Annotated in this window: 12 protein-coding genes; 8 read left to right on the top strand and 4 right to left on the bottom strand. The window is 60.6% G+C overall.

What is annotated here, in order from left to right; translation table 11 throughout:
* Window positions 1–3: 3 nt before the first annotated feature.
* The gene (locus AB5Y71_RS03840) at window positions 4–180 is read right to left on the bottom strand and encodes a lipoprotein (RefSeq protein ID WP_081990731.1); all 177 of its coding nucleotides are present in this window, start codon (window positions 178–180) and stop codon (window positions 4–6) included.
* Window positions 181–253: 73 nt separating this feature from the next.
* Here AB5Y71_RS03840 and cyaY point away from each other — a divergent pair, with 73 nt between their 5' ends.
* Together cyaY and AB5Y71_RS03830 are read left to right on the top strand one after the other, a co-directional pair.
* Window positions 254–568, top strand: a complete 315-nt coding sequence (gene cyaY, locus AB5Y71_RS03835) for an iron donor protein CyaY (RefSeq protein WP_069554181.1) — start codon at window positions 254–256, stop codon at window positions 566–568.
* Window positions 565–1,218: an alpha/beta hydrolase gene (locus AB5Y71_RS03830; protein ID WP_368171043.1), complete on the top strand. Its 654-nt coding sequence runs from the start codon at window positions 565–567 to the stop codon at window positions 1,216–1,218. The genes cyaY and AB5Y71_RS03830 overlap by 4 nt, the downstream gene beginning before the upstream one ends.
* Before the next feature lie 66 nt (window positions 1,219–1,284).
* Here AB5Y71_RS03830 and AB5Y71_RS03825 read toward each other — a convergent pair whose 3' ends face one another.
* Window positions 1,285–3,804 (bottom strand): class I adenylate cyclase, encoded by a 2,520-nt coding sequence (locus AB5Y71_RS03825; protein WP_021231823.1) that lies wholly within the window; start codon window positions 3,802–3,804, stop codon window positions 1,285–1,287.
* Between the two features lie 324 nt (window positions 3,805–4,128).
* On the opposite strand from AB5Y71_RS03825, the gene hemC reads away from it, so the two are divergent.
* From hemC to AB5Y71_RS03805, 4 genes are read left to right on the top strand one after another with little or no spacing between them, the layout of a single operon-like run.
* A complete protein-coding gene (gene hemC, locus AB5Y71_RS03820; protein WP_136501663.1) occupies window positions 4,129–5,058 on the top strand; it encodes a hydroxymethylbilane synthase in 930 nt (309 codons plus the stop codon).
* Entirely contained in the window at window positions 5,055–5,789 is a 735-nt protein-coding gene (locus AB5Y71_RS03815; RefSeq protein WP_368171042.1) for a uroporphyrinogen-III synthase, read from the top strand. The genes hemC and AB5Y71_RS03815 overlap by 4 nt, the downstream gene beginning before the upstream one ends.
* On the top strand, window positions 5,786–6,835 hold the full coding sequence (locus AB5Y71_RS03810; protein ID WP_005336380.1) for a uroporphyrinogen-III C-methyltransferase: 1,050 nt from the start codon (window positions 5,786–5,788) through the stop codon (window positions 6,833–6,835). Before AB5Y71_RS03815 ends, AB5Y71_RS03810 begins: the two co-directional genes overlap by 4 nt.
* Before the next feature lie 10 nt (window positions 6,836–6,845).
* On the top strand, window positions 6,846–8,009 hold the full coding sequence (locus tag AB5Y71_RS03805) for a heme biosynthesis HemY N-terminal domain-containing protein (RefSeq protein WP_139731421.1): 1,164 nt from the start codon (window positions 6,846–6,848) through the stop codon (window positions 8,007–8,009).
* Between the two features lie 70 nt (window positions 8,010–8,079).
* Here the strand turns inward: AB5Y71_RS03805 and AB5Y71_RS03800 are convergent, their stop codons facing one another.
* Both AB5Y71_RS03800 and glpX read right to left on the bottom strand, forming a co-directional pair.
* Window positions 8,080–8,331, bottom strand: coding sequence for a YkgJ family cysteine cluster protein (locus tag AB5Y71_RS03800; protein ID WP_005336384.1), 252 nt, complete (start codon window positions 8,329–8,331; stop codon window positions 8,080–8,082).
* A 134-nt stretch (window positions 8,332–8,465) separates the two neighbouring features.
* On the bottom strand, window positions 8,466–9,476 hold the full coding sequence (gene glpX / locus AB5Y71_RS03795) for a class II fructose-bisphosphatase (protein WP_005336386.1): 1,011 nt from the start codon (window positions 9,474–9,476) through the stop codon (window positions 8,466–8,468).
* Between the two features lie 221 nt (window positions 9,477–9,697).
* Between glpX and AB5Y71_RS03790 the strand changes: the two genes are divergently transcribed.
* Window positions 9,698–10,753 carry a porin gene (locus AB5Y71_RS03790; RefSeq protein WP_368171041.1) on the top strand — a complete coding sequence of 352 codons (1,056 nt, stop codon included), beginning with the start codon at window positions 9,698–9,700 and terminating at the stop codon, window positions 10,751–10,753.
* Between the two features lie 120 nt (window positions 10,754–10,873).
* Window positions 10,874–11,794 (top strand): ABC transporter substrate-binding protein, encoded by a 921-nt coding sequence (locus tag AB5Y71_RS03785; RefSeq protein ID WP_368171040.1) that lies wholly within the window; start codon window positions 10,874–10,876, stop codon window positions 11,792–11,794.
* Window positions 11,795–11,811 lie beyond the last annotated feature (17 nt).

Raw genomic sequence — 11,811 nt, 5'->3', positions numbered from 1 at the left:
GCATTAGTGCGGCGCGGCCTCGGTGGCAGCCTCGGAGGTCGCAGGCGGTACTGCTTGCGGTGTACTCTGGCTCTGTGGCTGCTCGGGGGGCGGCATATAGAGCGGCCCCTTCAGACCGCACGCGGCCAACCCGAGGGACAGAAGAGTGGCAAGCAGACACTTGGTGAACTGGGTGATCATAATGGTTCGCTGCGAAAAAATTTTTGGCCCTCTATAATCGCACTCACATTGTTAAAAGCAACAGGATAAACCGATGAAGGATCACGAGTATCACGCCCTGACCGACGCCTTTTTCCAATATGTGGAAGACACGCTCGACGAGGGGTATCCGGATATCGACTGCGAACGCAACGGCGGCGTATTGACCCTCTCTTTCGAGAACAAGACCAAGGTCATCATCAACAAGCAGGAGCCACTGCACCAGATTTGGGTCGCCACCCGCGAGAACGGCTTCCACTTCGAACTGCAGGGTGACACCTGGATCGACAACCGCTTCGGCCACGAGCTCAAGGCGCTGCTGAGCCAATCCTGCACCGCTCAGGCGGGCGAAGAGGTGGTGTTCCCATGATCGACCTGCACCCGCAGGGCGCCCGTCACGCGGTGATCTGGCTGCATGGGCTGGGTGATTCCGGCGCCGGTCTCGCCCCGCTGGTGGACGCGCTGGATCTGCCCGCCGAGCTACCGGTGCGTCACCTGCTGCCGGATGCTCCCGAGCGCCCCATCACCATCAACATGGGCTTCAAGATGCGCGGCTGGTACGACATCAGGAGCTTCGAGGATCCCGCCGAGCGGGCCGTGGAGTCCCATGTCCGTGAATCAGCCGACCAGATTGCCGCATTGCTCGATCAGCTGGTGGCCGACGGGTTTGCCCCCGAGCATATCGTGCTGGCAGGTTTCTCTCAGGGCGGGGTAATTGCCTCCTTCACCGCGCTGCGCTATCAGGCACAGCTGGCGGGCCTGCTCTGCATGTCCACCTATCTGGCAGCCCCCGACAAACTGCTCGGCGAGATGAGCGAGGCTGCTCGCACCCTGCCCATCTGCTACATGCACGGCATCTATGACGATGTGGTGAGCCTGTCGCTCGGTTGGGATGCCAAGAACCGGCTGGAAAGCGCCGGACTCGCCCCCGAGTGGCACGAGTACCCGATGCGTCACGAGATCTGCCGCCCGCAGCTGGGCGACATTCGCAGCTGGCTGCTGGCCCGCCTCGGCGCGTGAGCCCTTCCGGCAAAGCAAACGGCCTGCATCTGCAGGCCGTTTTTTATTGCGATTCCAACTGACGGGTCAGCCCACTTCCCGAGCGGGCGGCACCTGTTCGCGCAGAGTGCCCTGACTGCGATAGGGGATCACATCCAGCTCGCCATTCACTTGTACTATCTCGTAGTACTGCGGCAGGTTGAAGTTGATGAACTGCCCATCATCGCTGAACCGCTCGTGATTGGAGGTGTAGAAGCGGTTGACCCCCGCCACCAGCTCATCCTTGTTGCCGGCAAAGTGCTGGTAGATCTCCACCCGGTTCGCCTCATCGAGGATATAGATGTTGGTGCCCGCATCCCGGGTATCGAAGAAGAACTGCACCAATCCTTCGCTGGCGTAGGCATCGACGATGCTCGGCAGATGCTGGCTGTGGGTCTTGTCGAGCCGCAGCGGCAGGTGATCCAGCTTGTTGTGGGAGATGTGACGGTAAAAATCGATGGCGTTTTCCAGCTTCTTCACCGACACACCGCGCCGCTCGAAGAAGATGCCGTACTTCTCGCGGCCAAGGGCCATGGTCTTGACCAGCTGCTGCTTGTCGCGGGCAAGGCGCAGGTCGATACACTCCGCCACCAGCGTCTGGAAGCGGGAGCGCACCAGAGAGCGGAAGTGCTGGCTGTAGCAGAACACCTCGATCATCTCGGGGGCGGCAGCATCCTGATGCATCTTGCCGAGGATGGTGGTGAGGGCATCGACCACGGCTTCATCCCCTTGGAAGTGCAGGGTACGGATCTCGCTCCAGGAGTTGCGATAGACCAGATCCACCGAGCCGACCAGACACTCCTGATTGCGACCAAACGAGAAGACATCCACGGTGTTGGCGTCAAATTCGATCACCTGACCGACCCAGTGACTGGTCGGGTCCATCTCCAGATTGAGGAAGATGGAGAGCTGACGGATCTCGCACGGCCGACTGAGGGCCAGGTTGGTGGCCAGCGGGTACTTCTCGGGGAAGCAGCCGGAGAGATCGCGGCAGAACTGGTGCAGATTGTCGATGTGCAGATCCGAACCCTGATTGAACAGGTGCACCCGCGACTGGGGCGTCAACAGATCGTTGAAGTAGGCCCAGGAGACCAGCTTGCTGATGTAGCCGTTGAACTCCAGCGGCGCGCGGCCAATGATGTCCACCGGCTCCAGCGAATGTTTGTAGAGGTACCAGCCGGCGCGGTTGAGGCGACCATGCGGCACCTGCACGAAACTGAGATCCGGCTCGCTCAGATCCGGCGCGATCTTGAGGTTGATACGCTGCACCTTGCCCGGCAGGCTCTCGAACGCGGCGTAGAGTTTGCGCGACAGAATGCCGATATCTTCCGGGTTGATCGACTCGCTGATGTTGTTGCGGCGGGCGAACTGGATCAGGTTGCGGTAGCTCTGCATCAGGGCTTCCAGCAGCTCGGCGTGAGCGATCTTCACCTCTTCGATCTTCCACTCATGGCGATGATCGAGTTGATAAAGTTTGTCCTGACTCCAGCCCCAGTAGGAGACCAGCTGGCTCATCTGCTCGCGACGCCACTCGGGGGAGTGATCATCCTTGGGATGGCTGAGACCGTCGCACACCTTGAGGTAGAAGCAGCGGCGCACCAGATCGAGCCGCGCCATATCGCCGATGGACTTGAGGTAGTTGGTCACCTTGTCCAGCATCAGACAGTAGTTGTCGAGCCGGTAGTGCATCCCCTCGTTGTGCTGGAACCAGTCGCGACCAATCATCGACAGCAGGCGGGTGTTGGGATACTCGTGGGAGTAGGCCTCCATCAGCACCGACTTGAGCACCGCCTTGTAGGGGGAGTCGATCCCCTTGTAGAGCTGCCACAGGGCGGAGCCGAAATACTCTTCGGCCGGAATACGGTCAAAACTGCCGAGATCGAGCCAGTCGTCCTGCTTGAGCTTGCCGCTCTCGAACAGCTCGTTCACATACTCATCGTAGTGATCATCACACTCGGTGGGCACCAGATACCAGATCAAGCGTTTGCCCGCGATACGCATGGCACTGCGGTAGAACTCGTCGAGCAGCAGCAGGTGCTGGGCACTGCCGCAGCTCTCCCCCTGCATCTGGGCATCGTTGGTCTGGCGGAACTTGTCTTCCGGGATCAGGAAGAAGTTGAGATCGACCCCGCGCTGTTCGGCCCACTTGGAGAGTTGCTGGCACTTCAGCTCCAGCAGATCGAGCCGCTCCTGCGACAAACCGGCCACGTGGCAGACCCAGATATCGAGATCGGAGTGACAGCACTGACCGATGGAGGAGGTGCTGCCCATGGAGTAGAGCCCCTGAATGGCTCGATCATGGGTTGCCAGACCGCTCTGACAGTTGGCGTTGCGGCAGAGGTCATCGATAAAGGCTTGCTGCTCGGCGGTGGCGCTGAAGCTCCAGATGCCATGAGGGACATCACCGGAGACATAACCGGGCAGCAGGGGATGATTGAAGTGCAGCATGACAGGCAGCAGTTGAAATACCTGCTGCCCATAGCGACTCATGAGGCCTAACGCCCGTTGCGTCTTGAGACGGGTAATGTCGTCATAACGCGCAACCAGCGTATCGATGTGTTCCTGCAATGCCCTGCCTATCACCTAAGTGAAAATGACGCACCAAAAAGGGGGATACATCAAAAAAGTGTGATCATGTTAACAATGCAAACAGCGGTGGTAAACAAGCCTTCAGCTAAACGCCAGATTATTTCTGGTATGACCACATCAAGTATCAGGGGAAATCATTAAATTCCAATACATTCAATGAATTAATCAACACCTCTTGCTTAATGAAAATCATTTTCAGCATGCATTTTTGAGCTTGGCCCCGCTTTTGCCGGCTCCGCCATGAAAGCCCGGGCAAAGGGTGGTAATATCGATTTCCTTCTAAAAATGAAACAACTGATTGATATGGCAGCCCGAACCCTGAAAATTGCCACTCGCAAGAGCCCGCTGGCCCTGTGGCAGGCCAACTTTGTCAAAGACCGGCTCGAAGCCCTGCACCCGCAGTTGCAGGTCGAACTGGTGCCCATGAGCACTCAGGGTGACAAGATCCTCGATACCCCGCTGGCCAAAGTGGGCGGCAAGGGATTGTTCGTCAAGGAGCTGGAGACCGCCATGCTGGAAGGGCGGGCCGATATCGCCGTTCACTCCATGAAAGATGTGCCGGTGGAGTTCCCCGAGGGGCTCGGCCTGCACACCATCTGCGAACGGGAAGATCCCCGCGATGCCTTCGTTTCCAACCGTTTCAAGGCCATTGCCGAACTGCCGCAAGGGGCCGTGGTCGGCACCTCCAGCCTGCGCCGCCAGTGCCAGCTGCGCGCCGCCCGCCCGGATCTGGTGATCCGCGACCTGCGTGGCAACGTCAACACCCGCCTCGCCAAGCTGGATGCCGGTGAGTACGACGCCATCATCCTCGCCGCCGCAGGTCTGAAACGACTGGAGATGGCGCACCGCATCACCGCCTTTATCGAGCCGGAGCAGAGCCTGCCGGCCAACGGTCAGGGGGCTGTCGGCATCGAATGCCGCCTCGACGATACTGAGCTGCACGCTCTGCTGGCGCCGCTGGAGCACGCCGAGACCCGCGCCCGGGTGTTGACCGAGCGCGCCATGAACCGCGCTCTGCAAGGGGGATGTCAGGTGCCTATCGGTGCCTACGCACTGGTCGAAGGCGAGCAGATCTGGCTGCGCGGTCTGGTGGGCAGCCCGGATGGCAGCCAGGTAATCCGTGACGAGATCCGCGGCCCGCTGGCCGATGGTGAGGCCCTCGGCGAGCAACTGGCCCAGCGCCTGCTGGCCGCCGGTGCCGACGAGATCCTGGCCGAGGTCTACCGCGCATGATCCCGCTGGTGGTGCGTCCGGCCGCCCAGGCCGCCGAGCTGGTGCAGTTGCTGCGCCAGCACGGTCATGCACCACTCTGCTGCCCGCTGCTGGAAACCGTGGCGGGCAGCGAACTCCCTCTCCTGCCCGGCCTGCTGCGCAGTGCCGACGCAGTTATCGCCGTCAGCATCCATGCCGTTCATTTTGCACACGATTTTCTGTTGCAAACTGGTCAGACCTGGCCACATATTGAGTACTTTGCGGTGGGTCAGGCCAGCGCAGATGCGTTTGCAGCCATCGGCATCACGGCAAGTTGCCCGGATGACCCGCGTAGCGAAGGGCTGCTCGCCCTGCCCGCCCTGCTGCAGGTAGCAGGCAAACGGGTACTGATCCTGCGCGGCAATGGCGGGCGGGATCTCATCGCCAGCACGCTGGCCTCACGCGGTGCTCTGGTGCACTATTGTGCGGCCTATGAGCGCCACTACCCCGAGCTAGACGGGGACACATTAACCCGCCACTGGCAGGCAGCGGGGCTGGACAGCCTGCTCATTACCAGTGGTGAACTGTTGCAACGCCTGCTGGAGCTGGTTCCCACCAGCCAGCAGCCCTGGCTTTTTGACCGCCTGCTGGTGGTCCCCAGCCCGCGCGTGGCCGAGATGGCCAGCGCAGCGGGCTTTATCCATATCACGATTGCCCAAGGTGCATCCAACCAGGCCCTGACGGCCGCACTGGAACTGAGGAAGATGGAATGACAGAACAACAAGAATCCCAGGTAAAACCCCAGCCGACCGCTGCGGTCAATGGCAGCAAGAGCCGCTCCGGTGCCGTACTGGGAGGGGTTGCTATCCTGCTGGCCCTTGGCCTGACCGGCGGTCTCTATCTGCACGGTCACAAGAATGCGGTAGCCCAGCAGGCCGAACTGGCCCAGCTCAAGCAGCAGCTGGCGAGCGCCCTGAGCAAGATCGACCAGACCAGCAGCAAGGATGCCGAGCAGCTGGCCGCGCTGGATCAAACCCAGCAGCGGCTGCAAGGGGAGATGCAGGGCCTGCAGAATCGGGTACTGGATCTCAACGACAAGCGCCCCAACGACTGGATGCTGGCCGAATCCGAATATCTGGTACGAATGGCGGGCCGCAAGCTGTGGCTGGAGCATGACCTCGTCTCCGCCATCACCTTGCTCGGCAATGCCGACGAGCGGATCGCCGCCCTCAACGACCCCAGCCTGATGCCGATCCGCAAGGCGCTGGCCGAGGATATCGCCAAGCTCAAGGGGATGCCGCGCATCGACCGCGAGGGGCTGACCCTCAAGCTAGCTGCGCTCTCCGACCAGATCGAGCTGCTGCCCCTCTCCACCGTCAGCATGCCGGAAGCCAAGGCCGAGCCGGATCAGGCGGTCAGCACCAATCCCGACGAGTGGGAGAGCAACCTGAAGAAGAACTGGGTCAAGTTCACCGAGAACTTCGTCACCATCCGTCGCCGCGATGGCGCGGTCGAGGCGCTGCTCTCGCCGCAACAGGAGATCTTCCTGCGTGAAAACCTCAAGACCAAGCTGTTGCAGGCCCAGCTCTCCGTCTATCGCGAGCAGCAGGCCCTCTACGAAGACAGCCTGGACAAGGCCCAGCGCTGGCTGACCCAATATTTCGACACCGACAACAGCGCCACCCGCTACATGCAGGGCGAGATCGACAAGCTCAAAGGTGAGCAGATCCAGATCGACTATCCGGCCCAGTTCAAGACCCAGGCCATGCTGGAGCAGGTGCTGACCGAACGCCTGCAACGCATTCTGGCCAGCAGCTGAGGAGGGCACCATGATCCGTATAATCATTCTGGTTGCCGTGATGGTCGCAGGGCTGATCTTTGGCCCGCAAGCCTCCGGTAACAAGGGCTATGTGCTGATTGCCCTTGGCAATTACACCATCGAATCCTCCGTCACCAGTGCGGTGATCCTGGCCGTGCTGTTCTACGGCGCCCTGCTGATCGTCGAGTGGCTGCTGGGCCGGGTATTCGGCCTGCGCCGCAAGACCCTCGGCTGGTACGGCTCGCGCCGCCGCCGCAAGGCCAATCAACAGACCGTCGCCGCCACCCTGGCAATGGCCGAAGGGCACTACAGTCAGGCTGAAAAGCTGATGATCAAGGGGGCCAGCAACAGCGACACCCCGCTGCTCAACTACCTGAGCGCCGCCAAGGCGGCACAGGCCCGTGGTGACGACGCCCGCCGGGATCAATACCTGCAAAAAGCGCAGGAGGAGAACCCCAAGGCCGAGCTGGCGCTCACCCTGACCCAGACCCAGCTGCAGATCGAGCAGGGCCAGTACGATACCGCGCTGGCGATGCTGGAGTCGGTCTACGCCCTCAACCCGCGCCACCCCATGGTGCTGGATCAGCTGCGTCAGGTACATCTGGCCCGTCAGGACTGGAGCGCCCTATGCGACCTGATCCCGACACTGCACAAGGTCGGCAAGCTGACCCCGAAACAGGAAGAAGATCTGCTGCAACAGGCCTGGTGTGGCCGCCTGCAACAGGCTGCCGGCAGCCTCGAGACCCTCAAGGCGGTATGGCAGGATCTGCCGCGCAAGCTGCGCCTTGAGCCAGAATTGCTGGCCTGCTACGGCGATCTGCTGCGCCAGCTGGGTGCCGACGGCGAGGCTGCCACCCTGTGGCAGGAGGCGCTGCGCAAACAGCCGATGCCCCAGTTGCTGGCTCGTCTGCCCAAGCTGAAACTAGACAGCTACCAGCCGCTGCTGGCACTGCTGCAAAAACAGCAGGGGCAACCGGAGGTGGACACCGCACTGGCCCAGCTCTATCTGCTGGCAGGTCAGCTGGACGATGCCCAGAAGCTGCTGGAGCAGGAGGTGGAGCGGGCGCCGAGCGCCGCCGCCTACCACGCCCTCGGCCAGCTGATGGACAAGCGCCGCCTTACCAACAAGGCCAACGAGTACTATCGTCAGGCACTGGAACTGGCGGGGATCTGATCCCCGGCAAACAGAAACGCGAGAGGCCGCATGATGCGGCCTCTTTTTTTATCTCTTCGCCCTGCACTCGTCAGGTGGTGAGCCGCTCCAGCTCGCCGATCAGCCAGATGGCCTCGGCGCGATGGCTGCCGCACACATCCATCATGGGGCGGAAACCGCCGCACACCGCTGGCCGCTCCGGTTGACCGAAAATCTTGCAGCCAAGGGCGCTATCGAGCTGGATACAGGGGACGCCAGCCGGTTTGCCATCTGGCATACCGGGAATGGCACTGCTGATACTGGGGGCGATGCAACAGGCAGCACAGCCGCTACGACACTCCATAGACTCCACTCCTTTGGGACGGTCTGAGCCACCATAGCCGAAGCGGCGGCACAAACGTAGCTGGCGCACAACAAAAAGCCCGACCGCACGGGCGATCGGGCTTCAGACAACACGGGAAGTTCAGCGAGCCATCATCACAGGATGATGTCGCGTACCACGCTGTCTTTGCGTTCCAAGTAATGGATCGACTTGATACGGCGAATGGTACGGGATTTACCACGGATCAACAGAGTCTCGGTGGTCGCCATCACGCCATCGCTGGTGATGCCATCCAGCAGATCACCCTTGGTGATGCCGGTGGCGGAGAAGATGACGTTGTCATTCTTCGCCATGTCTTCCAGCTTGAGCACCTTGTTGACATCGATGCCCAACGCTTCGCAGCGGGCAATTTCCTGCTCGCCCAGCGCACGCACTTCCGGGCTGTCACCCTTGACGCGGTGACGCGGCACCAGACGGGCCTGCATGTCGCCATCCAGCGCGCGGATCACCGCAGCGGAGATCACCCCTTCCGGTGCGCCGCCGATGCCATACAGCATGTCGACTTCGCTGTCCGGCAGACAGGTGAGAATGGAGGCGGCAACGTCACCATCAGGAATGGCGAACACCCGCACGCCCAGACCCTGCATCTCCTTGATTGCCTTGTCATGACGCGGCTTGGCCAGGGTAATGACGGTCAGACGGGAGAGCGGCTTGCCCAGCGCCTTGGCCACGGACTTCAGGTTCAGCTCGAGAGCCTGATCCAGGTCGATGGCGCCTTTGGCCTTGGGCCCGACGATCAGCTTTTCCATGTACATGTCAGGCGCTTTCAGGAAAGAACCCTTGTCGCCCACCGCCAGCACGGCCAGCGCGTTGGCCTGACCCATGGCGGTCATGCGGGTACCCTCGATGGGATCGACCGCGATATCCACCGCGTCGCCGTGTCCGGTACCGACCTTCTCGCCGATATAGAGCATCGGCGCTTCATCAATTTCACCTTCGCCGATCACAATCTCACCATCGATCTCGATCTGGTTGAGAATGTGGCGCATGGCCGCTACGGCCGCCCCATCAGCGATATTCTTGTCACCACGTCCGAGCCACTTGTAGCCAGCCAGTGCAGCCGCTTCCGTCACTCGGGAAAACTCGATTGCCAGTTCACGTCTCATCGCATATCCAACCTATGGAGCTCGAAAACGGGCGGCATTCTACCACAAGGGCAAACCTTTGCGCACAAAAGTAGCCGCTGCGAGCAAGAATGTAGCCAATTCATCCAATTGCAACCCAATTGCCATCGACTCTTCATCCAACTGTCACCCCGCTGTCATCCCCGCTACCTAGCATGACCCCGTTTTCAAAACAAAAGCTTGCAACACCACAAGGGATTAAGATGAAAAAGCTGACTGTAGTGGCACTGGCTCTCACCGCAGCCTTCCAGGCTCAAGCCGTTGAAGTGTACAAAAATGACACCTCCATGCTGGATCTCTATGGCCGCGTCTACGCTGGCCACTTCTTTGGTGACAAGAAGGAACTGGATGCCAGCGGCAAACCGAAAAGCGAATACAGCGACAAACAGGGTGCCAACCAGTTTGTCCGTTTCGGCGCCAAGGCCGAGACCCAGATCCAGAGCGGCCTGAAGGCTCTGGCTCAGTACGAAGTACAGATGTATATCAATGACAGCGAGAAGACCATCAGCGAGAACTCCGACAACCTGCGCACCCGTCTGGCGTTCGCCGGTGTCGGCGCTGACTGGGGCACCGTGACCTTCGGTCGCCAGAAAGGGGCCCCGGGTTTCCTGGCCGACTGGACTGATGTTTCCCTCTCCGACGGCTACGGCAATGAAGCGCTGGGCGCCAAGACTGACACCTTCGCCACCAACCGCGCCGGTTCCGTGCTCAAATACTCCGGTCTGTTCAATGGCTTCCAGCTCGACACCAGCTACAAGTTCGACGGTGGTGACACTGAAGAGACCACTAGCAAGGATAGCGACGCCGCCTACGGTGCTGCCGTGGCCTACACCTTCCCGTTCAACCTGTCTCTGGGTACCGCTTACAACGTCGGTATCCGCGACAAGAGCGGTGAAGAAGATGCCAAGCTGTGGCTGATCTCTGCCAAGTTCGACAACAAGGCTGCCTACGCCGCCCTGAGCTATGCCGATGGCAGCGACTTCCTGGCGACCGGCACTGATCATACCGGTTGGGAAGCCGCGCTGGGCTACAACTTCGAGAACGGCTTCGGTCTGATGGCCCTGTGGAACAAACAGGAGCAGGACAAGGCTGGCATCAAGAAAGACAACGTGGATTACTACACCCTGGGTGCCCAGTACAAATTCAACAAGAACCTGCGGGTGATTGGCGAGTACCGCATCAACAATCTGGACAGCAAGGAGAGCGGCAAGCTCAACGTCAAGGATGACTTCCAGCTGGCTGCCCGCTACGACTTCTAATCGAGGTTTTGCGGATCCCCAAAGCGCGATGGCTTGCCATCGCGCTTTTTGCTGGGCGTCGCTCACGACCGGATAAAGTAGCCTAGGCTCAACAGTAGATGTATCGCCGGAGAGATGATCATGGTCAGGCTGCCTTTCGTCCTGCTGTTGCTGCTGGCTCTTCCCGCTCACGCCCTCTCTATCGCCATGGTGCTGTGGCGCGGTGAAACCGCAGCCGAAGCGGGCTTTCGGGCAGAGCTGACCCGTCTTGGCTATCAGGCCACCATCACCACCTATAACGCCGATCAGGATCGTACGGCGCTGGCAACCATGCTGCGCCAGCAGATGCTGCCGAAACTGGCCGAATACGACTACATCTACACTTTTGGCACCACCGCCACCACCATGACCAAGAGTCTGGTGGCCAACCGCAAGCCACTGATCTTCAACGTGGTATCCGATCCGGTTGGGGCAGACATCCTCTCGGAAGACAGAGCCCAGAACAGCATGGTGGCCGGGGTGAGCAACATGGTGCCGATGGCACTGCAACTGGCCAACGCCAGCGAGCATCTGGCCACCGGCAAACGGCTGCTGCTACCCTTCAACCCCCGTGAGCAGAACACCCTGCTGGTGGCCGATATGTTGCTCAATGAGGCGAAACGCTACCAGTGGCAGATGGTCACCTGGCGAATGGCCCCTGACCCACGGCGGCTGGACAACGAACTGAAGCGGCTGCAACAGGATGCCAAAAACGACATCGTCTTTCTGGCCGCAGACAGCTATCTGCTCTCCATCGCCCCCCGTTTGCTGAATGCACTGAACGAGGCCGCCATCCCTACCATCTGCAGTGCCGAGCTGTTCGTTGAACACGGCTGCAGCGTTGGCACCATCAGCAGCTACGAGGCGCTGGGCAAGATGGCCGCCGGGATCATCCATCGCCATCAGCAGGGAACAGAGTTGCAGGATATTCCGCTGCAGACCGACCCCCATCCCAAACTGGTGCTGGGGCAGCTGGGTAACGCCACCACACAGGAGGCGAGCCCCGAAAAGCCGAAGCCTTGATAAAGATCTCGGCCAAT

The organism is Aeromonas sp. R9-2 (assembly GCF_040908025.1).
GTDB lineage: Bacteria > Pseudomonadota > Gammaproteobacteria > Enterobacterales > Aeromonadaceae > Aeromonas > Aeromonas veronii.
The sequence above is the reverse complement of the archived record's forward strand: the minus strand, read 5'-3'. Positions and strand labels throughout refer to the sequence as shown.